This window comes from Acinetobacter sp. GD03645 (assembly GCF_029845285.1).
Classification (GTDB): Bacteria; Pseudomonadota; Gammaproteobacteria; order Pseudomonadales; family Moraxellaceae; genus Acinetobacter; species Acinetobacter corruptisaponis.
Genome location: NZ_JAOCLL010000012.1, coordinates 73,693 through 98,073, shown reverse-complemented (window position 1 = coordinate 98,073; position 24,381 = coordinate 73,693). Strand labels below are relative to the sequence as shown.

Below are 24,381 nucleotides of genomic sequence, written 5' to 3'. Positions count from 1 at the left end.
TACCTTAATTGAATGTACGGCTTCCTGCTGTTGCAGGTTTTGATTTGTGTCTGCCTTTGGATATTTTTTCCAGGGCATAGCGTATTGAGTCGATATAGTGGTTGAATGCGTCCACGATGATCGGTAAGACCTCATCAGTCAGTCGGTCTTTCTTGTATGAGTAATTTCGGAACTCGTTCAGGGTCTCTTTGCAACGTGAATGAATGTAGACCTTTCTAAATGATTTTATAAACGCAATTCCATCCTCAACCGATCCCTTACCCTTTTCACATGGCTTGATCTTACCCAACCCATGTCGTTTTAAATGGCTAATGGACTCAGGTCGGGCATTATCCGCATAGGTCACATATAGCTCCACGTCAGGAATAAGATTTGACAGCAATTCCACTGTGTCGTCTAAATCAACACCCACACCGCCAGCTTCGTATTCAATCCATAGGCAATCATCATGGATCCATGATCGGGTGCAGGCCAACGGGTCATTGGCAAAACCAAAGTCCAGTCCCTGATAGGGACCATCCCAGCCATATGGATCAGGAACAAAGTCCTTAACCTCAAACTTGTCTCTAAATATCTGTGCCTCAGACATTTCAAGATAGTCACCCTCCCAAATCCATCGGTAGGTTGCATCATCCTGGTTTGCCTGATCCTGACGGCGTTCAATCTCCAGTTCCTCTGGAAACCACGGATTATCGGTGTAGTTCATTTCCACACCCAGGCCAATCAATTCCCCTGTAATGGTGTCCCGAATCTCACCATGCCTAAACCGTTTACTGGTTGCGCTATCCCGACGTTCAGGGTTCCATGTGATCCAAACCTCTGAATTGGCTTCACGCACGGTTGGCAATAATTTACGCCAGGCAATCTCACTAACCGTTTCAGCCTCATCCACCCAACACAGTAAAATTCTTGCCTTGGACTTAATGCTATCGAGATTATGGCGTAGACCACAGAAACCATAATGTACTCTGCGATTCCTGGTCCGAATATATTTCTCACCAATCTCATAGTAAGCATCCAGAAAAGGTACCGAGCGTATTGCTTGCTTGATCTCTTCCATTGATGACTCTTCAAGAGAGTTCATAAACTCGCGTGCACCCAGAATCAACCCACTTACACCCGCCTCGGCAAACATATAGCCTTTAATGGCGGTCATTAATGCAAAGGTACGTGTCTTGCCTGAACCACGCCCGCCCCAAGATGATCGGTAGCGCAGGTTGGGTTGTGAAAAAATTGGAATGAGCTTAGGTGGCAGTTCAATCTGTACTTTTGACATGAGGCGCTACCAGTTCAATGGTCGTAGGTTTATTGATGGATTCCCCCTTGCTTGTATGGTCCACCTCCTGTTTATTGGTATATTGCCCACCCATTTCCTTTGCGGCCTGCTCAGCCCATTTGGGGATCAAAACTGGATTGTCTGGATATTTATCAACCAAGCCCTGTAGAAGCTGTAAGCGATAACGCATATTCGCAATTGGAATAGCTTCAAGTTCTTGATTGGCTATACAGCGATACTCAAAAAATTTATCTCTCAAATCCTGACTTAAATCCTGCCCCATTCTTTTTGTAGGGTCATATAGCTCACATTGCTGTGGTGAGACATCAACATTAAAAATGTCTTTAACTGCTTTGGATGTTTTGGTGGGTGTTTCAAACTCAGCAAGCATCCTAACGATGAACAGTTTCACCTTTTTGGTAATACGTGCCATTTCAACCATTCCATCAAGGTACATCAAGGTAGAATGGTAAAAAAATTTTTAAACCACTCTTAAAAAGCAAGTTCCGCAGGCATGATAGACATCGGCCTTAGCCACTGTTGGACGTTGATTTGCAGCATTCACCATTTCCTGCACTTCCTTACTTGCACCATAACGGCGAACAACGCCTGTAAATTCTTCTACATCGTGGCCTTTTATTTCTAAATTAGGTTTACCAGTCTCACGGTTATAGGATGGAACCCCATATTTATCTTTCTTATGTGCAATGTGGTAAAGCTCATGTTCGATCAAGGCACAGAAATCAATATCATTGGCTTGTTGTGCGTATGTCGCATCAATTGTGATTAGGTAATCTGGCAGATCATTGAACCATTGATAAAACTGTTCTTCCTGCCGTTCTTTCTTCCAGCCGCCAGCATTGATCATAATCTTTTCGGCTTGGCCAACGACAAAGCGACATTGTTTTTTAAATCCCCCTTTAGCCCACATCACGGCGATCTGCGGATAGTAGAACACTCCAAGATGTGCATGATCAGGGTTGAATAGCTTATGTTCAGGATTGACAAAAATAGACTTTATCCATCGCCATAACTCTGGTGCTGGTGCAAAGTTTGGTGTATCTAAGGCAAAAATCCATTCTGGTGGATATGGTCTTTGATGAATTACAAATCCGACTTCATTCATAAGTTTCTCCCATTAAAAAACCGCCACTTGGGCGGTTCTAGATGATTAGTAAATATCTTTATAACTCACACTACCTTTGCCATAGGAGGCAATATTCGTCATTTCTGCTGAGCTAAGCTTTTTATTCTTAAGGCTTATAGTTATTCGTGCGCCTTTATTAGCTGCATAAGAAGCAATATTGGTTAATTCTGCTACTGTATGTTTAGACGCATCCAACTCTAACCCCCCACCATATGAAGCAATATTTACAAGTTCTTGTTGAGTATACATTTCAAAGCTCTAATTATTAGGAATCAATATACTACCCCAATAAAACTACCCACTCTATAGATTAGGATTTAGGGTAGTTATATAAGTCCAAGTAATTATCATTATATTGATTAGAAATATTCATATCATTGTCTAACATTTTTATAAAATTTACACTTTCAACTGCCTGACAACCAGACTCATCATAACTTCTTACAAATTCAGCGATTTTCTTTAAATAAATTTTTGAGTAACTCATGTAAAACTCTGCAAATCTATAATCTGAAATATTTTCATGTATAGAAGTAGAACCAAAGTATTTCTTTAAAACTTCCTGCATCTTCATTACTTTAGTATTCCAATTTTTGAAATACAGATCTTCTTCAACAGGAACATCAGTAGTAACTATGCTTGTTCCGTGAGCAAAAATATTTCTTAAAGTAAACAACGATTCTATAATTACTATAATTTCTTTACGAATAACTTCAGAAATTTTTAAATCAAAAATAATGGAATATTCATCTAATATTGAAGAGTAAGAACTATTCGATTCAATTTTAATCTGCTTGGAAACTAAAATTTTTTGATAATTGTTATGTTTAAACCTTCCACTTCTATTCCCATCATCAATATGTTTATTGATCTCATTTTGAATATACCTAGCCAATATTTCTCTCAAAGCCCCCTCAACAATTGCAGCATTCAAAGTAATCATAGGAACTGATAACTGTAGTATTGAATGCCTTTTAAAAGGTGTCTTTGGTTCGATCTCTCGAAGTGAGTACATGAAACTTTGTTGATTACTAAAATCTTCATTAAATCGCTTATAAATTACTTCCAATTTATCTAGAAATTTAAGCTTATAATCCATTGCAATTTTATATTTATTATGATTTTTATTATATCTATTAAAAAATATACTCATATTATTAGGATTGTAAATAAAATAACTGCACTTAAAATTATGAATACATGTAGGATTTTTAATTTTCCCTTTTTTGAACTTGTTTTTTCCACAATATAAAAATGCTACATAGTCTTTTTCAAGTGTTGAATGCTTTCTCCTTAACAAAGTAAGAAGATCACTCCAAGATCGCAGTAAGACAGAACTTATTTCCAATCTCACATATTTGAACTTTTCACTCATAATCTATTACTTAAATAGCATAACTTTAACAAATTGAAATTTTCAAGTCACTATATACAACATATTTATCCCTGAATTAGATTATAGGTCAGTATTTGTTTCCATCAATCTGAATTACTACAATTTAAAAAACCTCGGTTTTTTTTCAGAAACCTAATATTTCTTTTGTGCAACAAAAAAGCTCGCATTTAGCGAGCTTCACACATTGACTTTAAGTACAAAAATTCCAACGTAACATAAATATGCCATACCCCGTGCGCACACTCAAGTTGTTTTTTCAAAACTTTCAAACGTGAACTGCGAATAACGACTTTTGATAAATGCAAAACCACATTTCAAATCTTGGCGTATTTGATTTACTGATGTATCACAACTATATGCAATTTTTCTTAACGAATTGCTTAAAACATGATGTGACCAAATTGTTGAAATCCATTCTTGTAGAATTTCATCCTCAATCAACTGTAGGTCCATGAATAAACGCTGAATTGCACGGGCTTCGTTTTCATTCAGTTGACAGCATGTTCCAGTTTTACTAATACACAACCGATCCCTTAACCCTTCATCATTCAAGTACATTGCTAAGAGTTTTTCACGTTGGTTTTGGGTAATACGTTTGGTAGGCATTGTCTTTACGATGCGAACCATCTTTTCAGAGTCACCATTTATCCATGCGCCGAGCTGTCTGCACCATTCCTCAAAAGTATATTTTGACCAATCCGTTGTTTGCATAATTGTTAATTTTGAGTTCATGTATTAAACCTCTCTTACATCAATATTTAGAACCGTTTTCATTAAGTGCTTTTTGTTTCGATAACTGTCTTTCTTTCTCGTAGCTTCCGACTTAACATCTTCAACAATGTACTCACCTTCGCCGTTGTAATAAGTAAAATCAGCAAAGTATCTAAGAGCTGGCTTTGCTCTCTTTTCCCCTTCAATTTTGGTTTTTGGTGCAAGTTCAAATTTAGTGTGATGTTCTAGACCGAATATCTCTCCCCTCTGCTGCATTGCCTTAAGCTCGATGTACCGCCTGTACTCTTTTTTGCTGTCAAACGTCATGCCGTCACATTCAACTTTGCTGGCATTAAACTTATTGCGCTTGGCGGCCTTAGGTTTATCACCTTGTTTAAGAATTTCACGGCGGTATTGATCTAAGCTCATTGAGGTCATGCCGCCCCCTTTCTGGAATCCTGAAATCCAACCTGTTTGAGATATGGCAGCCAGTAAGCGAACTGTTCAGGGTCGCTGAGTTTGATTGCGATACGTGCAGCCAGTTGCTCATAACTCTCACCAGGTGTGCCGAATGTGCTGGCCACTTCTGGATGATGGGAAAGTTTTTGGGCAAAGGTATTGATCTGTTTATCACTTAATCCATTCGGTGCGCTCGGCGGGATTCGAACCTGTGCCCCTGTTTTCGGAAAGTGAGGCTGTTCTCGTGTTTGGTATTTTGTTTTCGCATTCAGCAACCAGTCTGCAAAATGGTAAATCATGAGATCATTGCAAAGGTTCTTCGCCTCGTTGAATCGCTCAAAGGCGTTTCGCTCTCGCTCAAACCAACTGGCTTGAATCAGTTCATCTGGATCCTGGTCAGGTTCGGCTTGAGCTAATTCTTCACGAAGTTTTTTCAAGCAAAGCCACGTTTTTTTATTTTTAGATTCTTCTGATAGATTCTTTGGTAGATTCCGTGTACCACTGTTGGTACTGTTTAATGGGATTGTTGGTACTCTTTCATGGGAACAATGGGACTGTTCCGTTGTTGGTACTGTTCCACCATTGGTACTGTTTAAATCGGTATTTCCCTGATCAAAGGGTGGCATTGTTGGTACTGTTTTATTTTCCCGTCCTGAAACGCCGAGCAGACGGTAAACTTTCACCTGTTTGGTTTGTCCCTTTCGCTCTCCTGTATCCTGAATCAATCCATCTTCGATAAGTTCAGCAATGATCTTCATAACCGTTTTTCGGTCAAGGTTGGTGTCCTCTTCCAGACGTTTAACACTCGGATAGCAGGTATGATCTTCACCTGCCCGATCTGCCAGTGACAAAAGCACAAGGCGTTTAAGCGGTTTCAGGCTTCCACCTTTTCTTTCTTTAAACTGGACGCGCCAAGCCCAGTTGGTTGCATCTAGACTCATGGCTTACCACCTTGAATTACCTTGAATTCAACTACCCAGACCCACGGATTAGCGTTCCAGCCTTTTTCAGCCCAGCCATACCTTTTATTCCAGAACATTGAAAAATATTCTTCAGCACAGTAATCATCATCGGCAATCATGCCCTCAGCTGTAGCAGCTTCTTCAGATATATCTTGAAGCCGTTCAACACGAATATTTGTAATTTCAAGGACTAAACGGCATGCTGAACGTGACATTTGGATTGCTGGTTTCCACTTGACAGGTTCATTTGAATTGGTAGCTATGTATGCAAATGATTCATGCGGTGTGCCACCAACATTTCTGATTTTTGTGCCAAATGATTCCCGAACCCAAAGCTGGTCACCAATTTTTCCAAATGGACAATTAGCATCTTGGTCCGAACCTACTGAAAAATGGATTGCTTCTGGTGAGAATCCTTTTACAATTCGACGAGTCTGAGTTTTGCGGCCATCCAGTAAAGCCTTTACCATTTCTGTAGAGAATAAAATTGGACGCTCTTTCATGCTTCACCATCCTTGACGATCTGAATGAAACGTCCAAACATGATGATTTTCTTAGCATGATAGAGACTTGACACAACCTTGCCTGCTTCATACAACGGCATACGGCGCTCTTTATTTAATGCTTCCATAAATTCTTCACGGGTAACAGCAGCCTGATTTTCGTCACGCTTAATTTTTCGCAAATTCTCTTTGCGTACCTCAAGCATACGTTCCAGTGTTGTCAATGCAGGTTCATACCATGACTGAATAGCTTGAACCTGTTTATGCTCAGGTAAATTTAAACTGCTCATGTCATCTCCTTTTGGGCGACCAGCGCCCTACTCAGAAATTTGGATTCATCTTTATTGATAGAACGATTTTTGGTTTGGTGTTCTGTACCCTCATCCAATTCAACTAAATCCAAATAGTCAGAATTCTGTTTGTCTTTATCAGACTGTTTTGCTAGATTGTGCTCGTTCATATTTATTCTCGCTTAGCAAGTATGAATAAAAGGCCATAAACCGCTTCCTGCTGCTTAAAACTGGAGGCGGTTTTTATTTGCCCTCAATACAGGTGTTGATTTGTTGTGCCAGCATGACAAGTAGTACGTGCATGTCATGTATGACCTTTGCCATATCAATTGCCTCGCCTCTGGTAATTCGCCCGTCTGCGAGCATTTCCCTAAATAGTTCTGTTACGTCACCTTTCTTGATACCCAAATTTAAAAAGGTATCCATCAGGCAGGTGTCCCTATGGCTTTCTGGTATATCGGGTAGGTCGATTGCTGCCTTGCCATGTGCTGCACAGATCACCTGGAGTATTCGGAAATCCCCCGTTATGCCCATCAGTTTTGTGGCTTCAAGCAAAGTCAGGTGATGCGTTTCTGTGTTTGGGTTGACCTTGCTGTTGAGTACCGCAGGGCTTTTGATACCCATGCATAATGCAAGCGCATTTGCCCCGCCTTTAAAGTCGTGAACCGTGTTGTAAGCCGCATCTAATATGTTCATTGGCTGTCCTTTTGAACGTGTTTATTAGATGAAAGCATTAGTAAGATTGATTTATGGTTAGAACGTAATTCAATCCAAATATCTTGATATGTGTCTGGAAATAGCTCCTTACGTGTACAGAGCCCTTTATCTTCAGCAATCACGGCTAAGCGAATTTTTCTATCCATAGGAATTGCTTTCCATCCACTTACAGATGCAGCAGTGATACCCAACAACCTAGCAACACAAGTAACTCCACCAAGAAGTTCAATAAATTGGTCATCTGTCATGTCGTCCTCCTAATTTATTAACTTAATTATTAGGCATTCCTTAATTTTAATCAATAGGAACACCTTATTTTATTTATGTTAGGATCTCCTAATGAATGAATTAAATACACTAGCTCAACGTCTTAGATACGCAATGGAAGTTCTACCTCCTAAAAAAATTAAGGGGGTCGATCTTGCTCGTGCTGTAGGCGTAAAACCCCCATCAGTAAGTGATTGGTTAAGTGGAAAATCGAAGACAATGGAGGGAGAAAATTTATTAAAAGCTGCCAAATATTTGCATGTTAGTCCTATTTGGTTAGCAACAGGAAAAGATGAACATAATCTTGACATAGTTAATAATAATTTTTCTAAAAACGAAAATATTGAATGCCTAAAAAGCATTCAATCATTAAGTAATAAAATAGAAAGCTTAGTAATAAAAGATAACTTAACTGAAGATCAACTTAAAATTATTGATGGAATGATTAAAGGTATTAATTCAACACTTAATTCATGGCTTAAATTTAATTCTAGTGATGGTACAAAAAAATAATAGCTTAATTTTAATAAATCTAAGCGGTATAAATTTATACCGCTTATTTGCATTTTTATTTTGTAATTTCTTTTTCAATATGATCTAGTTCTTTTCTAATTGATGCATAATTAGTAGAAGATTCTATTAACCAGGCTTCATGTATATCATATCTTTTGTCTGACTTGAATCTGAGTTCTTCATATTTCAACTTGTAACAATCATTAACTTCATCATATATTTCATCATTATGCAATAAAGCATTTCGCATATATCTTAGCTTAGTTAATCTTTGCCATTGATTAATATTAATATTGTTATTTTCAAGTGAATAATCTAAAAGATCTATAAAATCTATATTTGTTTCTTCTGCCATATTATTCTTTCTTTTTAAATAAACATGAATTCTAGAGATTTTGGCAGCAAATAATCCCCTTAAATTATTAAATTCCTCTCTAATTTTAACAATACGATTAATTAATTCATAAGTAAAAGTATGCCATTGATTTTTATCACTTCTACTTATGAATGAAAATCTTGTAAATAAATTTGGATCTTTAGTTTTACCTAAATCATTAATTAATTTAAAAATAATAGAATCTTTATCTGAACGAGTATAAAGTAAAAAGTCACAATGAAATTGTTTTTTTAAGTTCAAATATAAATCAATTCCCTCCTTAATTTCATGTTCAGCATCACCCAAATTATTATCACTGATATAAAGGTCAACTCTCTTTTTCTTAGATAAAGTTAAACCTACAACTTCATCTGCATTAGAAAACATTTGAACTAAAGGGTTAAAGCCTTTTAACTTTAGTCTGTCTTCAATAATTTTCTTATACTCCAAAATAGATCGACTATTATCTGGATCATCCAACTCATCATCCACTAATATAATATTAAAATCCAGCCTCATTATTACCCCTTAAAAACTCTAAATGTAACTAAATCTACACTATCTACTAATTTAATAGAATATTTTGATTTTTTAAAAAAATTTCTTACTTGATCTAAACCAATACCTGTACCTCTAATCTTAGTTGAGAATCCTAATTCAAAAACTTTCTCAAATAAATTCTTAGGTATTTTTTCTGAATCACTAGATATTAGCAGTTCATTATCTTTAATAAAATCAAATTGTAGAAATTTTGCTCCATGCGACAATGCATTATTATAAAAATTATCCAGAGTTAAGATCAATTCGACAATATTACAAATAATAAAAAAATCAAAATTATTTTTTATGATAATTTCCAAACTATTAAATGATATCTTTTTTTCATCAATATACCATACCAAGATATCATTTAGTTTGTATTTAAATTTCGCTCTAGTATCAAAGTCGCTTCTAATTAAAATATCTTTAAAAATTGATAACTCCTGCTTAGTTCTTTGTACAGTTCTAATTGTATTAATTAATTCATTTTTTATCTCATTATCTAACTTATTATAGAAGTCATATAAGTCATTAACTACCCAATCTAATCTATCAGTATAGGTTGTCAGATGATGGCTTAATTGCTCACCATAAGAGCTTTCACTCCTTTTCTTTAATAAATTCTTATTTTGCTGCTCTAAACGTGAAAGCTCACTATTTTGTTCATTAATTTTCTTTTCTGATAAAAATTGAATCTTTTTATATTCATTTACTGTATTTTTCAATTCATTTACAATAGGTTTAATTAATATTTTTTCTTCCTCTTTGACTATTGTTTTTATAATTTTATCTAATTTTTTTTCAGGCTTATTATCTTCAAAATTTAAACCTGTTTTAAAAAAAATCAGATTTTTATTTTTTGAAATATAACTTTTAAATTTTTCAACACTATTAATTGAAACATCATTAATATATATTTCCTTGGAATCTCCTGTATCATCAATTTTAACCTCTCCCCACGAAATCAATCCTACATAATGTTCAAGCGGTCTATGAATGTATGATAAGTATAAATATTCTAATTCTTTAAGATATATACTATTCACAAAACCAGAATCTCGAGAAGAAGCTTCTTTAAAAAACTCATTTCTAATATCTTTAATATCAATAAAACCTAATAATTCTCTTGTTCCTAAATACCGACTATGCCCTTGAGTTTTTCTCATATTTAAAGAGAATAAATCATAGTCTCTCTCACCATATGGCATAACCCTAAAATTATTCTTATAAATAAAAACATTACCATAGTTTACAGGTTCAACTTTCATTCTTCTAGTAAATGTTAATTTAGAAGAGTATGTTAAGTAATTTATATTAACTTTTATTGGGCAATTCTTTAATATTGAATTATTATTCTCTTCAATTTGATAAATCTTTTCCCCTCTATCAAAAAGTGAAACTTCTATTTTTTCATTAAAATTTGCTTCAATAGTTATACTCTTATCTTTTAAAACTTCTGCTATATTACTTTGAATTTTCTCCTCTATAGGTATTAAGTTTAATTCATTTACTACAATAATTTCAAATCCATCATTTTTAACAAAGGGATTCTTTAAACGTCGTAAGCTTTCTTTAGCTTTATTTACTTGATCAGTATTCCATACTTCATTTAATTCACTAATTTCTAAATATGTATATGACTTATTTACCTTATTACTTTCTTTTAAATTATATTCTACATCTACTGCTTCAAAAAGTTTCGTTAGATCTATATCAAATTTCTTCCAGTCTACATTTAACTTATGATAGTTTTCCTCTCCAATTTTTTTAGTTTTTATCAGCAGTTTTTGACCTAATCTATCAGCTGAGAATCTTCCAATACCTTTTGAACCTACAAAAGCTCTATCATGATTGGCTGTACCTTCTTGTTTATCTGAATAAGCAAGATTTAACCACTTATTCATGATATCCTCCTTTGACATTCCATGCCCATCATCACGAATAATTATTTTATTTGTACTAAATATGATTTGTACTTGAGTAGCATTAGCATCATAAGAGTTTTTAACTAATTCAAATATCGCTACGAACTTATCCGTAATTAAATCTCTTCCAACTATACTTTTTATACCAGAACTTGTTTTAAAATGAAGAATTTCCTCAGTCATCTTTTATTCTCTCTAAATTTAATTTAATTTCTAATGCAATAGCTTTTGCTAATAATGGTGGTACAGCATTCCCAACCAAAGTATATTGAGGTGTTTCTTGCTTTCTTAAATGACCACCTGTTGTTCTCTTTCCTAAAAATTCAAAACTATCATCAAAAGACTGTAATCGAGCCATTTCCCGCACAGTTAAAATACGGTTTTGAGAGTAATGAACCATATCATCTGGTAACGTTAAAACAGTTGGTGATGGTTCATCTGGTAGCATGCGACGACAATTATGCTTTCTTGTTTGAAATCTTTCTTGCAAACCAATAGGTAAATTTGGATATATTTTCTTAAAATCTTCACCAGGTTTTAATAAACTAAATCTCTCTACAATCAAATTAGTATGCTTACTAGTTTCATGATTAGCTAATTTTTCTGCCTGCAAATATTTACCATCCGCTGCAGGCGTTCTACCTTTGCGTGATTCTATTTGATAAACTGATGACGCTTTTTTGATATACGTTTCTATTTTTGAACCAATTTCTATATTCTCTAAATCTGACAATGCATTATATGCTGAACTTTTTGGTTGTTGTAACGGTTTTGGATGTGTTAATAAACTTGTTACATCATCTCGTGTTCCTAAGAAAATTACTCGTTTTCTGCGTTGTGGAACACCATAATCACTAGCATCTAATGTTTGAATGACAACATGAGAATAACCTATTGCAGCAAATTCTTTTATTAATACATTTGTAACCAATTCATTTTCATAAATTTTATTTTGTCCATCATATCGAGAAAATCTAGCGGATAAAATTCCAGTAACATTCTCCATTACAAAATATTTTGGCTGAACCTGTTTTAAAATATTAATATAACTTCTAACAAGTTGATTTCTTAAATCATTAGGATTTCTTTTACCTGCCATACTAAAACCTTGACAAGGTGGCCCCCCACATACTACATCAATTTTTAAATAGTCATTTCCTAAAAATTTTTTTAGTTTTTCTTCTGCTGCCAATTCTTGAATATCGCCACAAAAGTATTTTAATTTGTAACCCAATTGTTCTCTATGGCGGTATTGATAAGTTAAAGCAGCCTGCTCACTTTTATCAGATGCGTAAGGTACTTCAAAGCCAGCTTGTAAAAAGCCCTCAGCCATTCCACCTGCGCCTGAAAACAGATCTAAAACTTTATATTTTCTCATACAACCCAACAAAACAACAAAACCGCTTTGTCAACTTTACCATTAAACTATTGAATTAAAAAGTATTATTTTATAAATCTTTAACTTATCAATAAATATTTAACCTATTGTTTTTTTTTTATTTATTGAAAAATATAAAGAGATATAGATGATAAAATATATTAGGTAAAACTATTGACACATTAATTAGGAATACCTAATATTTATCTCACAGACAACAAAAAGCCCCTCAATCTTGGCGGACTCGGGGCTTTGCATTAAAGCGAGATAAGTATGAAACAAAAGCCTATATCAAGTCAAACGTCCCAACGTTTACACCAGCACCCTACTGCTGCTGATCTTCAAGCCAGTACGCTTGAAATCATCAAAGCCAATCTAATAGATTCCCTAAAACTATTACCTGTCCTTATGGTGATATTTATGCTTTGGGTTGCCCTTACCTTTGTCGTTTACGGCATGTTTGGAGGGTAAGTCCATGACGTATTTACGAACAATTTCAAACCCTAAAACCAAGTCTTTTGCACCATCATCTGCGCACAAAAAACAACCGACAAGTTATGGCGCACAGCAACTTGAAAGCCCTGTAAATACTGGGGGTTCAGCATCATATACACAGGGTAAGACCAGTAATTTGGAGCCTGTCATGCAAAAGAAACGCTATACCACACCTTTCGCGCAATTTATCTGTAAAGACGTGAACGGCTACTACAACGTACGCCTTGGCCCACAAATCTATCTGGTCAAGGTGTCATTAAACTACACCCCTGATTTTGACGGCGAATTTTTTGGCGGTGCCCAGGCTGCCGCCTTTGACTGGCATTCCATTCTGGTAAGGGAAACACCAGACAGCCAGCCACGCCCAATCAATGACGATGAACTGGCCGTGTACTGGCTAAAAGGTAATATCAGGAAAACCGTAAATTACCAGCGTGCCATAGAACGCAGAGCTAAAAGCCAGACTCCACGCTACAGTAAAGAGCAGCGTATCGCTTACCGCAACGCGCAGTACAACGGTGCCTAAGGAGATTTAAAATGAATGCAGCAGTAAATCAACAGATGGCATCAGCCGCCACCACTCAGGATGCCCTACAGCTTATCCAGCTTGAGTTAAAGGCACCTAAAAGCAAATGGAATAAATTTGGTAATTTCCACTACCGTAGCCTTGAGGACATTCTTGAGGGTGTAAAACCCTTGTTGAAAAAGTACGGTGCGACCCTTGTGGTCAGTGATGAGGTGCAGCAGGTTGGTCCTGTGGTGGTCATTACCGCAAAGGCAGTCTTTACCGATGCCGAGGGTAAGCAGACCGTGATCTCTGCCCATGCAGGTGTGGACATCAACAAAAAAGGCATGGATGTGGCCCAGACCTTTGGCGCATCCAGTTCCTATGCCCGTAAATATGCACTGAATGGCCTGTTCCTGATTGATGACACCCAAGACCCTGATACCGATGCTTTCCATGAGCAAAACAATACACAGGCTCGGAACAACCAGCAGAATGCCCCTGCCCAAAACCAGCAGCGCAGCCAGAACCAGCCTGCACAGCAACAGCCGAAACCACAGCAGCAAAACCAAACGGTCCAGCCCAATGCGGCGCAGCAACTGACCCATGATTTTCAGCAGGCCCTAAACTCCATTCACCACACACAGAACGAGGACGATCTAGGTGTGATCTACAGGCAGTTTAAGGGTACCCGCTACGAAAACCAGATTGTACAGGCGTGCAAGGCAAAAAAGGACATGGAGGGTTGGAGTGCGTAAAAACCTACATCTTTAAGTATGTGGCCAAGCTTCACGGCAAAGGCAGCTTACGGGGACGTGTAGAGGCTACGACAGCTCTCCAGGCAAAACAGCGGGTATTGCAGGGCAATGAACTGATCAGGGATGTTTCAGTTTCCCTATTGACCAACCAAAAGGCTGCGCGTCAGCAGTCTTTTGAAAAACTGAGGATATAGCCATGAAATATCGCTATTCCTCAACGACACGGGTTTTAACGGTTTTGGGAAACCACATGACCTACATTTTCAGGAATGTAGGTCTAAGTGACATTGAAAACCTTGTGACAGATACAAAATTTAAAGAGGCATGTTGGAGACAGTAATGAATACAGCAGCAGAACTGCGCAAGTTCAATGACAACAAGGCTTTAGAAAAAGCGATAACAAATGTCATGGCAGCTTTAGAAAAAGAACCTTTAGGGCTTGAAATCTCACAACTCATGACAATTTGTAGACTGAGCAACAAGACCACAAAAATTGTTCTTGGCGTTATCAGGGCTGAATGTACAGATGGTGTCTGGTATATGGACAAAAAAAGAAAAATTGATGCTGAAAGTTTAAGGGGCGGAAGATGACAGCAGTTCAACTAAGTATTGCTGAGATACTATTCGTCAAGTACAGATCAATGACACCTAACCTTATGGATATTGTGAGAGACTATTACCCTCAATTAAGTAAGGCAGAAGCATTAAGAAAAGCTAGTAATCAGGCTTTTCCATTTCCCGTATTTAGACTTGATAAAAGTAAACGTGCGCCCTATCTGGTTCATATCAACGACCTGGCAAAAGCGATAGAAGATGAGTATGAAAAATCAGCCAGCGACCATACTAAGCTTCATCAATGAAGCTTAGTAAATCCTCCAGAGTAGGAACATATCTTCTCTTTTTAACAGAGACATATCTTTGTAAGGTGTTCCATGACTCATGCAGGCTGACCTGTTGAATCTGTGGAATGGTAAAACCCTGCTCAGCCAGGCGTGTACAGCCCTCATGCCTAAAATCATGAAAGCGAAGATCTTCAATCCCCAAAATCATACAGGCACGGGTAAACTCAGAAGCTATTGTTTTCGGGTTTAATGGCAATAAAAGGTCTTTATCCAGCCCAGTTTTATACATTCTTTTTCTTAGTTCTGGTTCCATAAATAAATCAATCACCTTTTGGCAAGGCTCCAGAACTGTAAATTCCCTGTTATTCCCAAGTGAGCCTTTAGGATTTTTTAAATTCTTCACCAACCATGTTTGGTTATAACCATCAAAATTACTAAGGTGCATACGTGTCAGCTCAGATTCGCGTCGGCATGAAAAAATGGCCAAGAGAATGATGTAATGCATGGGATATCTGCTATGTTTCTGCTCATTCCATTTGCGCGCAAAGAACTGCAATAGTTTTTTTAGCTCATCACTGTCTGGTAGCCGATCTCTTTTGTTGCTGGCTGATATCTGTCGTGTTTTTCTAAGTTGTGCTGTGGTTTTGTCAAAACTGTTAATATCAATATCCATCTCCCACATAATTGATGCATGTACCAAAACCACCCGAACTTGCACCAACTCATTTTGTATGGTGCTGGGAATAACACTGCTTAACTTTAGCTTTGGATATCCAGCTTTTCTCAGGTTCACATGATCTGAAATATCGACAGGCTTTATTTGTTTTAATGGCCTTTTTGATATGGGTAATCGCTGCAACAACTTGAGTGTATTTACTTTTGATTTGCTATAAACCCCATCCACCTCGTCAAGGTATTTTGCAATAGCCTGACCCAGTGTTAGATTTTGGGTATTATTTTTCCCCGATAATAATTCTGGGTTATCATTAAGCTCTTTCTCACGTTTATATAGCCAGTTTTCTGCTATTCTACGGGAGTTAAAGGTTTTACTTTCGTTGTACTCAGGATAGTCCTTACGATTGATTCTAATCTCCGCCCTGAACCGCAACGTACCATCTGTAAGGCTTCTTTGCCTGATTGAACCCATGATTTACGCCTTTTTGGTTTTTTTTATTATGGCGTAAACTTTGGCGTAATTTTAAAGTGATTAGCGCGTTTTCAAACAGGTTTACGCATGTTTAAACAGGAAACGTACCATAGCTTAAGTATATGTTTCCAAAGTATTAGTCACTTATTTTTTGATAATCAACACCTTAAGCAAAAAGGAAAGAAACAATGCTGCAATGGTTTGAAAAACTAGTTGATCCATATCCAACGAAAGACTTAAACAAACCATTACCCACCACTTTTTTTGCTTTCGTTTGGCAGGCCACCAAAGGCATTCGCCCTTTCCTATTTTTACTGATTGCCTGTACCGCAGCCGCAGCCTGTTTCGAGGCATTGTTCTTTTCCTATATTGGAAAGCTGGTTGACTGGCTCACAAAAAGCCAACCCAACACCTTTTTAGAAACCAACCAACAAAACCTCACCATTCTGATTAGCATCCTGTTTGCCAATATTTTCTTTGTCAGCCTACAGTCTGTCATCAAGCATCAGGTCTTGTTCAGTAATTTTCCAATGCGTATGCGTTGGCTTTTTCACAACCTACTGTTGCAACAAAGTCTGGATTTCTTCCATACCGATTTTGCTGGACGGCTTTCAGCCAAGGTGATGCAAACCGCATTGGCCGTCCGTGAATTCTGGATGATCCTCGGTGATATGCTGGTTTATGTACTGATCTACTTTATTACGATTAGTCTGGTACTGGGTTCAATCTCCCCTGTACTTATTATTCCTTTGATTTTATGGCTGGCCCTATTTATTGCGATTGCAAGTTATTTCATTCCACGTCTGGGCAAAGTCTCGCAGGAACAGGCTGATGCGCGTGCAGTGATGACAGGTCGTGTCACCGATGCCTATACCAATATTCAAACGGTGAAACTGTTTGCCCATGCAGGCCGTGAAAGCCAGTATGCCAAAGAATCCATGCAGGAATTTATGGTCACGGTTTATAAGCAAATGCGTCTGGGGGTGAAATACCAGATCAGTATTCGCCTATTAAGTGCCTTTCTGTTTATTGGCGTAATTGGCACTTCGGTCTGGTTATGGACGCAGGGTCAGGCTGCCATTGGTGTGATTGCGGCAACCACAGCAATGGTACTTAAACTGGACAGTCTTGCAGAATTTATTATGTGGCATGTCACCATGCTGTTTGAAAATGTCGGTACCATTCAGGATGGCATGAAAACCTTAGGTAAACCGATTCAGATTCAAGATAAACCACATGCAAAACAGTTAACCGTTCAGCGCGGTGAAATTCGTTTTGAAGATGTCAGTTTTGCCTACAACCAAAAGAATGTCATTGATCATTTCAACCTGACCATCAAACCAGGTGAGAAAATTGGGATTGTTGGTCGCTCTGGTGCGGGAAAATCCACCCTGATTCAACTGCTGTTGCATTTCTATAATATCAAGCAAGGCCGTATCCTGATTGATGGGCAAGATATTCAGGAAGTCACACAGGATAGTTTACGTGCCAACATTGCCCTCGTGACTCAAGACACCTCTCTACTGCATCGTACGGTTGCTGAAAATATTAAGTATGGTCGCCCCAATGCGACTGAGGCTGAAATTCAGCTGGCCGTTAAAAAGGCCAAGGCAGAAGAATTCATCCCCCAACTGACTGACCAGAAAGGTCGTGTTGGCTTTGATGCCTATGTTGGTGAGCGTGGTGTCAAACTTTCTGGTGGACAACGCCAACGTATTGCAATTTCAAGGGTTTTTCTGAAAGATGCACCTATTCTAATACTGGATGAAGCCACCAGTGCACTTGACTCAGAAGTCGAGGCAGCCATTCAAAGCAGTTTAAATGACTTGATGGTTGGCAAAACGGTTATTGCAATTGCACACCGTTTATCTACTATTGCCCAGATGGATCGTCTCATTGTGCTTGATCAGGGCAGAATCGCCGAGCAAGGCACACATGAACAGCTCATTACTCATGATGGCTTGTATGCTCAGCTATGGAAACGTCAAACGGGTGGTTTCCTGGTTGAACAGCGAGTGACTCAGGACACAGAATAATGTTGTATTTAGAAGACTTAAAGGTTGGAGATCATTTCATCAGCCGTGAATATGAAATGACACTTGATGAGGTGAAACAGTTTGCTGGGCAATATGACCCCCAACCCTTTCATCTGGATGAGCATGCAGCCGCACAGCATCCTGTCTTTCAGGGTTTGGCGGCGAGTGGATGGCACACCTCAGCAGTCACCATGCGTTTATGGACTGAATGTTTTCCTGTCGCAGGTGGTTTGTTGGGAACAGAGTCCAGTTTACGCTGGCCCCGTCCAACACGTGTTGGCGATAAAATTCATGTTGAAATTGAAATTACGGCAATTGTGCCATCTAAAACCAAAATTGATCGTGGTATCGTCAGCTATGTCACTCAGGCTTTGAACCAACATGGGGATGTGCTATTAATATCTACAACCAAAATTATGGTCTTCAGAAAACCAACCTGATTTTTGAACGATTAGGTGACTCTTTTGTCCAACAATTTTTATGATTGATAATTTTATTTCATGTAAAGATGTTTAAGACTTATATGTTTAAAAGATATTGGCAAAATTGATGAGCGCCACGGAAAGCACATGAAAACAACCTCAACTCGTCAAGATCAAGGCATACCAGGCGTCTATGGCTTATTGCTATTGGATGTTGTTTCTCGTTGGGGATATAACGATGAAACCTTATTTGCTCCATTTCGTTTAACCAGTGAGCAACTGGCCGATCCAAATTATCGAATTCCAACACCGATTGCAAATGAACTGGTGAAGCATTCTTTGAGCCTAACGGGTGAAAGCACGCTTGGCTTTCATTTAGGTACGCAAATGCGAATTTCAATTCATGGCTTCATTGGCTATGCCATTATGACCGCGCATGACATTACCGATGCCATTGCGCTCGCCAGCCGCTTTATTCAGTTACGCTTGCCTTTTTTACAGCTCTATTTTTCTACGTTCGGACCTAAAGCCACCTTGCAGTTGCAGTGTGACATTGAAGTTGAACCTTTACGCACTGAAATTATTCTCGGCCTCACCATCGGTATTATGACCATGGCAAAGGCCCTGACTGGAATTGAGGATTTAAAAGGTGAAGTTGACCTAGATTTTCCTGAACCTGCGGGTTTTGACAAATATAGGGATAAATTAAGCAGCACCATTCGCTTTAACCAACCGCATCTCATTTCAAGTTTTGATAAAAAATATCTTGGCTTAAAGATGGTCAATGCTGACCCAATTGCCAGCCAGATTGCCATTAACCAGTGTGAAACTGAACTGTCTGCTTTAGGTGAACGTCGCCGTCTGGCCATGCGTGTCCGTGATATTTTGACCAATTCTGAACAGCATTATTTAAGTATTGAAAGTGTTGCTGAACGTCTGCACATGTCTGACCGCACCTTAAAGCGTCAGCTTGCAGCCGAGGGTACATCTTTTTCAACACTGGTGGATGAGGTGCGTTATCGTCATGCCACCTCTCTGCTGTCACGTACAGATTATAGTCTGGAACAAATTGCAGACGAATTGGGTTATTCTGATGTGGCAAACTTTAGCCGTGCCTTTAAGCGCTGGAGTGGTCGTAGCCCAAGCAACTGGCGTAAAGACCCTTATTTGTAATATTGCAAAGTGCTTCATTTTAAATACTTTTGTTTTGACCAAAAAACCTGTATAAAGCCAGACAAAAATGATGAGACAGATTGTTAAGGAGTTGTCATGAACCATCCAGCAGATTTGAAATATGCGCGTACGCATGAATGGGTAAGAATTGAGGGTGACCTGGTTGTTACGGGGATTAGTGACCATGCACAGGATGAGTTGGGTGATTTAGTCTATGTAGAAACACCAGAAGTAGGCAGCCATGTGACTGCAACTGAACAGGCGGGTATTGTTGAATCAGTCAAAACTGCTTCTGACATTCATGCACCTGTTTCAGGTACAGTGGTTGAAGTAAACACTGCGCTTGAAGATGATCCTGATTTCGTCAATGAAGAGCCGTATGGCAAAGGCTGGATTTACAAGATCAAGCCAGACAATATCGCTGATGTTGAAAAACTGCTTTCCAATGAAGAATACGAATCAGGTTTATAATTCTTTATAAACTTGAAGATAAAAAGCCCAGTCATATTGAACTGGGCTTTTTTAAAGATATGAATCGGGCAATCTAGGCGACATAGTCCACTGGAATGCCATCAACCTCAGAGACTAGGTTCTCAAAAGAGAAAATCTCATCAAGTTGTTGCTGCGTCAATAAACCACGCTCCAAAACGACGGCCTGTATGGTTTTGTTCTCCGCAATACATTGCTTACCGATTTCATCACAGAGCGCATGACCCAATAATGGATCAAGCAAGGTAATAATTCCGACACTACGCATCACAGCATCATGACAAGCCTGTTCATGTGCCCTGATTCCGCGTACACATTTTTCATCCAGACTTTGAATGGCATGTGTCAGTAATTCAATGGACTCATTCAATGAAATTGCAATTACAGGTTCCATCACATTGAGCTGTAACTGACCTGCCTCCGCGGCAAAGGTAATGGTCAAATCATTGCCAATCACCTTAAATGCAATCTGGTTCACCACTTCTGGAATGACTGGGTTGACTTTTGCAGGCATGATTGAAGAACCTGCCTGTAATTCAGGAAGCTGGATTTCACCCAAACCTGTACGCGGCCCAGAACTAAGCAAACGCAGGTCATTGCTGATTTTTGACAGTTTACAGGCCAAACGCTTTAGTGCACTGGATAAAATGATGAATACACCACAGTCACTGGTTGCCTCAACATAATCTTCCGCACCCACAAGCTTTAAACCTGTAATCTCTTTCAGGCAAGAAATTACTTTTAGCGCATAACCTTTCGGCGTATTAACCCCTGTACCAATTGCGGTTGCACCCAAGTTTACCTCAAGCAACAACTCACGGGTGCGCTTGATTAGCCGAACATCTTCTTTTAGCAAGGTTGCAAATGCATGGAACTCCTGTCCCAATGTCATCGGAACCGCATCCTGAAGCTGGGTACGCCCCATCTTTAACACATAGCGGAACTCAATGGCCTTATTTTCAAATGAAGTGATCAACTTATCCATTTGTGTAAACAAGGCATCCAATGAACAATAGGTTGATAGACGAATTGCAGTTGGATATACATCATTGGTCGATTGTGATTTATTGACATGATCATTTGGATGGATCACATCATACTGGCCTTTTTGATGTCCCAGCGACTCAAGTGCAATATTGGCAATCACTTCATTGGTATTCATATTAATTGAAGTACCTGCTCCGCCTTGATAAATATCAATTGGGAATGAATCTTGCCATTTTTCAGTTTCAGTAATTAAAGCATCACAAGCATGCTGGATTGCTAAACTTTGCGTTTCTGTTAATTTGCCAAAGCTTAAGTTCGCCTGAGCTGATGCCTTTTTTACCTGTGCCAATGCACAAATAAAGTGGCTATTCTGTCCAACTTTTTGCAAAGAAATCTTAAAATTCTCAATTGCGCGTAAAGTATGAATTCCATAATAACATGCTGCTGGAACTTCTTTTGCGCCGAGCAAATCATGCTCTATTCTTATGGTTGCCGTTTGAACCGTGTTCACTTTTCATTTCTCTCAGAACATGCACTCTGTTGGTGCAAAGAAATAATATGAAATATTTCAAGTAAATTTTCATTAGCAAAATTGCTTAGCCTTACACTCTTTTTATAATGGAATTTCTCTAAACTGTTGCTTTTGTAACATCATGTGTCATATTCTTAAGCTTATTTTGAGGTATAAAAAGTATAATTTAAGAGGAAATTTTGCTCTTTGTAATTTTTCCAAATATATCGCTTATTTTTTGATGGGATAAAATAAGTTTTTATAAGAAAAAAAGTGATGATTTTTCTATTTAGAAATTAAGATTCATGCACTTAATTTAAATTACATAAAACACACAAATAAAATACATAAAAATAACAGTATTTCAAAAAACATTCGTGCTTGAATCTCTGGCCTTATCAGTCTTATTAGAATAGTAAATCAATTTTTTGGCTATTCAGATTGGATTGCACAATTATGGATATGTAAGGACAGGCATCCATTATGAATTTTTCGAATCCCACTGTGGTTGTATTCGTGGTGTATATCATCGCCATGCTTGGCATTGGTTTCTACGCCTATTTTTCCACCAAAAACCTTGATGACTATATTCTTGGAGGACGAAGTCTAGGTAGTTTTGTCACCGCATTGTCAGCGGGTGCATCCGACATGAGTGGCTGGTTACTCATGGGTTTGCCTGGTGCAATTTACCTGTCAGGATTATCAGAGTCATGGATTGCCATTGGCCTGATCATTGGTGCATGGCTGAACTGGTATCTGGTTGCAGGTCGCCTACGTGTACATACCGAAGTGCAGAACAACGCCCTTACGCTGCCTGATTATTTTACGGGTCGTTTTGATGACCAGAAAAAAATCCTGCGTGTCACCTCTGCATTGATCATCCTGATTTTCTTTGCAATTTATTGTGCTTCTGGCATGGTGGCTGGCGCGCGCCTGTTTGAAACCCTGTTCCACCTGCCTTATGGCACAGCCTTGTGGCTGGGTGCATTTGCAACCATTGGCTATGTGTGTATTGGTGGTTTTCTGGCAATCAGCTGGACAGACACCTTTCAGGCAGGCCTCATGATTTTCGCCCTGCTGTTGCTTCCAATTGTGACCTATATGTCTTTGGGGATAGGTGCAGAGGAATTTACCGCACTCATTGAAACAGCACGTCCTCATGCTTATGATTTTGCTTCAAATTTAAGTTTTGTTGCGATTCTATCAGCAGCAGCCTGGGGCTTAGGCTATTTTGGTCAACCACATATCCTTGTACGTTTTATGGCTGCTGATTCAGTTAAATCTATTCCAAATGCCCGTCGTATCGGCATGGCCTGGATGATTTTGTGTTTGGGTGGCGCTGTCGGTTCTGGTTTTATCGGTATTGCCTATTTCCAGCAGCATCCTGAACTTGCAGCAGCGGTAAGTGCCAATCCAGAAACCGTGTTTATGGAACTCACCAAGATCTTATTTAATCCCTGGGTTGTGGGTGTCATCCTTGCTGCAATTCTATCTGCGGTAATGAGTACCCTGAGTTGTCAGCTATTGGTCTGCTCAAGTGCTTTGACAGAGGATTTATACAAGGGCTTGATCCGTAAAAATGCGTCTCAAAAAGAGCTGGTGTGGATTGGCCGTGCGATGGTATTGGCTGTTGCAATGCTGGCTCTTGCCCTCGCCCAGAATCCTGACAGTAAGGTGCTTGGCTTGGTTTCTTATGCATGGGCAGGTTTTGGTGCCGCGTTTGGTCCATTGATTATCATGTCCCTGTTCTGGAAACGTATGACCCTGAACGGTGCCTTGGTGGGTATGGTGGTTGGTGCTCTCACCGTGATTGTATGGAAAAACTTATTTGCTGATACAGGGATTTATGAAATCATTCCTGGCTTCATCTTTGCATTGATCAGTATTGTTGTGGTGAGCTTACTCGGCAAGGCACCAAACGCTACAGTGACCAGCCGTTTTGAACAAGCCGATGAGATTTATACCCGTGAAATGAATTAATTACGGGAAAATTTAAGGGGCTTATCAGCCCCTTTTCTTTGGTCTAAAATTTTGTTTTTGACTTAATTTTTATTTTCGAACTGTCCTTGACCACCTGCATCACTGGGTAACTGCGAGTTTCTTTCACTCCAGGCAGTTGCCACAAAATTTGTCCTGAAATACGGCGAAACTCCTCCATATTGCTACAACGAAGCTTGATCAGGAAATCAAAGCCACCACTCACCATATGACATTCCACAATTTCAGGATATTGCGTCACTGCATCAATAAAATCATCCAGAACGTTTGGTGTGGTTTTATCCAACAGCACTTCAACGAACACCAGGAAATTTGCATTGAGCTTGCCTGGATTGAGTTTTGCCTCATATCCCAGAATAAATTCATCTTTGGTAAGCTTCTGGACACGCGCCATGACCGCAGTGGGAGAAAGGTTCACTAATTCCGCCAATTTACTGTTGGAAATTCTCCCATCTGTTTGAAGAATATCCAGAATTTTTAGATCAGTACGGTCTAAGCTATAAATAGGGCCATTCAACTGAATTTTCCTCTAAAAAATGGGTAAATTATAGTGAGTTA

At 38.6% G+C, this 24,381-nt stretch carries 31 protein-coding genes and 1 pseudogene; 13 read left to right on the top strand and 19 right to left on the bottom strand.

The genetic code is table 11. The features are described from left to right. Positions 1-4: 4 nt before the first annotated feature. The 13 genes from N5J47_RS11400 to N5J47_RS11340 all read right to left on the bottom strand — a co-directional run bounded on the left by N5J47_RS11400 (position 5) and on the right by N5J47_RS11340 (position 7,709). Positions 5-1,276, bottom strand: coding sequence for a phage terminase large subunit (locus tag N5J47_RS11400; RefSeq protein ID WP_279959946.1), 1,272 nt, complete (start codon positions 1,274-1,276; stop codon positions 5-7). Further along, positions 1,257-1,709, bottom strand: a complete 453-nt coding sequence (locus tag N5J47_RS11395; protein WP_279959947.1) for a DUF2280 domain-containing protein — start codon at positions 1,707-1,709, stop codon at positions 1,257-1,259. Before N5J47_RS11395 ends, N5J47_RS11400 begins: the two co-directional genes overlap by 20 nt. A gap of 48 nt (positions 1,710-1,757) precedes the next feature. Then, on the bottom strand, positions 1,758-2,402 hold the full coding sequence (locus N5J47_RS11390; protein ID WP_279959948.1) for a putative metallopeptidase: 645 nt from the start codon (positions 2,400-2,402) through the stop codon (positions 1,758-1,760). A 45-nt stretch (positions 2,403-2,447) separates the two neighbouring features. Then, positions 2,448-2,672, bottom strand: coding sequence for a hypothetical protein (locus N5J47_RS11385; RefSeq protein ID WP_279959949.1), 225 nt, complete (start codon positions 2,670-2,672; stop codon positions 2,448-2,450). 61 nt (positions 2,673-2,733) lie between these two features. Then, entirely contained in the window at positions 2,734-3,798 is a 1,065-nt protein-coding gene (locus tag N5J47_RS11380; RefSeq protein WP_279959950.1) for a hypothetical protein, read from the bottom strand. Positions 3,799-4,062: 264 nt separating this feature from the next. Then, positions 4,063-4,551, bottom strand: a complete 489-nt coding sequence (locus N5J47_RS11375; protein ID WP_279959951.1) for a hypothetical protein — start codon at positions 4,549-4,551, stop codon at positions 4,063-4,065. A 3-nt stretch (positions 4,552-4,554) separates the two neighbouring features. After that, the gene (locus tag N5J47_RS11370) at positions 4,555-4,968 is read right to left on the bottom strand and encodes a DUF1064 domain-containing protein (RefSeq protein WP_279959952.1); all 414 of its coding nucleotides are present in this window, start codon (positions 4,966-4,968) and stop codon (positions 4,555-4,557) included. After that, positions 4,965-5,930, bottom strand: a complete 966-nt coding sequence (locus tag N5J47_RS11365; RefSeq protein ID WP_279959953.1) for a helix-turn-helix domain-containing protein — start codon at positions 5,928-5,930, stop codon at positions 4,965-4,967. The genes N5J47_RS11370 and N5J47_RS11365 overlap by 4 nt, the downstream gene beginning before the upstream one ends. Further along, positions 5,927-6,454 carry a hypothetical protein gene (locus N5J47_RS11360; RefSeq protein WP_279959954.1) on the bottom strand — a complete coding sequence of 176 codons (528 nt, stop codon included), beginning with the start codon at positions 6,452-6,454 and terminating at the stop codon, positions 5,927-5,929. The genes N5J47_RS11365 and N5J47_RS11360 overlap by 4 nt, the downstream gene beginning before the upstream one ends. Continuing rightward, positions 6,451-6,744, bottom strand: a complete 294-nt coding sequence (locus N5J47_RS11355) for a hypothetical protein (RefSeq protein ID WP_279959955.1) — start codon at positions 6,742-6,744, stop codon at positions 6,451-6,453. Before N5J47_RS11355 ends, N5J47_RS11360 begins: the two co-directional genes overlap by 4 nt. Further along, a complete protein-coding gene (locus tag N5J47_RS11350; protein WP_279959956.1) occupies positions 6,741-6,914 on the bottom strand; it encodes a hypothetical protein in 174 nt (57 codons plus the stop codon). Before N5J47_RS11350 ends, N5J47_RS11355 begins: the two co-directional genes overlap by 4 nt. Before the next feature lie 73 nt (positions 6,915-6,987). Then, positions 6,988-7,440 (bottom strand): phage regulatory CII family protein, encoded by a 453-nt coding sequence (locus N5J47_RS11345; protein ID WP_279959957.1) that lies wholly within the window; start codon positions 7,438-7,440, stop codon positions 6,988-6,990. Further along, positions 7,437-7,709: a Cro/CI family transcriptional regulator gene (locus N5J47_RS11340; RefSeq protein ID WP_279959958.1), complete on the bottom strand. Its 273-nt coding sequence runs from the start codon at positions 7,707-7,709 to the stop codon at positions 7,437-7,439. The genes N5J47_RS11345 and N5J47_RS11340 overlap by 4 nt, the downstream gene beginning before the upstream one ends. 91 nt (positions 7,710-7,800) lie before the next feature. Here N5J47_RS11340 and N5J47_RS11335 point away from each other — a divergent pair. Next, positions 7,801-8,016: pseudogene (locus N5J47_RS11335) on the top strand (helix-turn-helix transcriptional regulator); the annotation flags it as partial. Between the two features lie 280 nt (positions 8,017-8,296). On the opposite strand, the gene N5J47_RS11330 reads toward N5J47_RS11335, so the two are convergent. Genes N5J47_RS11330 through N5J47_RS11320 form a run of 3 tightly spaced genes read right to left on the bottom strand, consistent with a single transcriptional unit; the run spans position 8,297 to position 12,460 of the window. Beyond that, complete coding sequence (locus N5J47_RS11330) at positions 8,297-9,136, bottom strand: hypothetical protein (RefSeq protein WP_279959959.1); 840 nt, start codon at positions 9,134-9,136, stop codon at positions 8,297-8,299. Positions 9,137-9,138: 2 nt separating this feature from the next. Further along, positions 9,139-11,265, bottom strand: a complete 2,127-nt coding sequence (locus N5J47_RS11325) for an ATP-binding protein (RefSeq protein WP_279959960.1) — start codon at positions 11,263-11,265, stop codon at positions 9,139-9,141. Next, positions 11,258-12,460, bottom strand: coding sequence for a DNA cytosine methyltransferase (locus N5J47_RS11320; RefSeq protein WP_279959961.1), 1,203 nt, complete (start codon positions 12,458-12,460; stop codon positions 11,258-11,260). The genes N5J47_RS11325 and N5J47_RS11320 overlap by 8 nt, the downstream gene beginning before the upstream one ends. A 273-nt stretch (positions 12,461-12,733) precedes the next feature. On the opposite strand from N5J47_RS11320, the gene N5J47_RS11315 reads away from it, so the two are divergent. From N5J47_RS11315 to N5J47_RS11285, 7 genes are read left to right on the top strand one after another with little or no spacing between them, the layout of a single operon-like run. Continuing rightward, positions 12,734-12,931 (top strand): hypothetical protein, encoded by a 198-nt coding sequence (locus tag N5J47_RS11315; RefSeq protein WP_279959962.1) that lies wholly within the window; start codon positions 12,734-12,736, stop codon positions 12,929-12,931. A 4-nt stretch (positions 12,932-12,935) separates the two neighbouring features. Beyond that, positions 12,936-13,481 carry a hypothetical protein gene (locus N5J47_RS11310; protein WP_279959963.1) on the top strand — a complete coding sequence of 182 codons (546 nt, stop codon included), beginning with the start codon at positions 12,936-12,938 and terminating at the stop codon, positions 13,479-13,481. A gap of 11 nt (positions 13,482-13,492) precedes the next feature. Then, on the top strand, positions 13,493-14,218 hold the full coding sequence (locus N5J47_RS11305; RefSeq protein ID WP_279959964.1) for an ERF family protein: 726 nt from the start codon (positions 13,493-13,495) through the stop codon (positions 14,216-14,218). After that, complete coding sequence (locus N5J47_RS11300; RefSeq protein ID WP_279959965.1) at positions 14,206-14,412, top strand: hypothetical protein; 207 nt, start codon at positions 14,206-14,208, stop codon at positions 14,410-14,412. Before N5J47_RS11305 ends, N5J47_RS11300 begins: the two co-directional genes overlap by 13 nt. Positions 14,413-14,414: 2 nt before the next feature. Next, positions 14,415-14,558, top strand: a complete 144-nt coding sequence (locus N5J47_RS11295; protein ID WP_279959967.1) for a hypothetical protein — start codon at positions 14,415-14,417, stop codon at positions 14,556-14,558. Next, positions 14,558-14,809 (top strand): hypothetical protein, encoded by a 252-nt coding sequence (locus N5J47_RS11290; protein WP_279959968.1) that lies wholly within the window; start codon positions 14,558-14,560, stop codon positions 14,807-14,809. Before N5J47_RS11295 ends, N5J47_RS11290 begins: the two co-directional genes overlap by 1 nt. Next, the gene (locus N5J47_RS11285; protein ID WP_279959969.1) at positions 14,806-15,078 is read left to right on the top strand and encodes a pyocin activator PrtN family protein; all 273 of its coding nucleotides are present in this window, start codon (positions 14,806-14,808) and stop codon (positions 15,076-15,078) included. Before N5J47_RS11290 ends, N5J47_RS11285 begins: the two co-directional genes overlap by 4 nt. Here the strand turns inward: N5J47_RS11285 and N5J47_RS11280 are convergent. Beyond that, the gene (locus N5J47_RS11280; RefSeq protein WP_279959970.1) at positions 15,062-16,207 is read right to left on the bottom strand and encodes a tyrosine-type recombinase/integrase; all 1,146 of its coding nucleotides are present in this window, start codon (positions 16,205-16,207) and stop codon (positions 15,062-15,064) included. The two genes, N5J47_RS11285 and N5J47_RS11280, sit on opposite strands and share 17 nt — an antisense overlap. Before the next feature lie 188 nt (positions 16,208-16,395). Here N5J47_RS11280 and N5J47_RS11275 point away from each other — a divergent pair, with 188 nt between their 5' ends. The 4 genes from N5J47_RS11275 (at position 16,396) to gcvH (ending at position 20,309) form a co-directional block, all read left to right on the top strand. Next, on the top strand, positions 16,396-18,243 hold the full coding sequence (locus N5J47_RS11275) for an ABC transporter ATP-binding protein (protein ID WP_279959971.1): 1,848 nt from the start codon (positions 16,396-16,398) through the stop codon (positions 18,241-18,243). Continuing rightward, positions 18,243-18,683: a MaoC family dehydratase gene (locus tag N5J47_RS11270; RefSeq protein WP_267979585.1), complete on the top strand. Its 441-nt coding sequence runs from the start codon at positions 18,243-18,245 to the stop codon at positions 18,681-18,683. Before N5J47_RS11275 ends, N5J47_RS11270 begins: the two co-directional genes overlap by 1 nt. A gap of 129 nt (positions 18,684-18,812) precedes the next feature. After that, complete coding sequence (locus N5J47_RS11265; RefSeq protein ID WP_267979586.1) at positions 18,813-19,838, top strand: AraC family transcriptional regulator; 1,026 nt, start codon at positions 18,813-18,815, stop codon at positions 19,836-19,838. 96 nt (positions 19,839-19,934) lie between these two features. After that, positions 19,935-20,309 carry a glycine cleavage system protein GcvH gene (gcvH, locus tag N5J47_RS11260; protein WP_004677823.1) on the top strand — a complete coding sequence of 125 codons (375 nt, stop codon included), beginning with the start codon at positions 19,935-19,937 and terminating at the stop codon, positions 20,307-20,309. Between the two features lie 73 nt (positions 20,310-20,382). Here gcvH and aspA read toward each other — a convergent pair whose 3' ends face one another. After that, a complete protein-coding gene (gene aspA, locus N5J47_RS11255; protein WP_279959972.1) occupies positions 20,383-21,825 on the bottom strand; it encodes an aspartate ammonia-lyase in 1,443 nt (480 codons plus the stop codon). A gap of 483 nt (positions 21,826-22,308) precedes the next feature. Here aspA and putP point away from each other — a divergent pair, with 483 nt between their 5' ends. Next, positions 22,309-23,805, top strand: coding sequence for a sodium/proline symporter PutP (gene putP, locus N5J47_RS11250; protein WP_279959973.1), 1,497 nt, complete (start codon positions 22,309-22,311; stop codon positions 23,803-23,805). Positions 23,806-23,848: 43 nt separating this feature from the next. Here the strand turns inward: putP and N5J47_RS11245 are convergent, their stop codons facing one another. Then, entirely contained in the window at positions 23,849-24,340 is a 492-nt protein-coding gene (locus tag N5J47_RS11245) for an Lrp/AsnC ligand binding domain-containing protein (protein ID WP_267979589.1), read from the bottom strand. Positions 24,341-24,381: the final 41 nt, after the last annotated feature.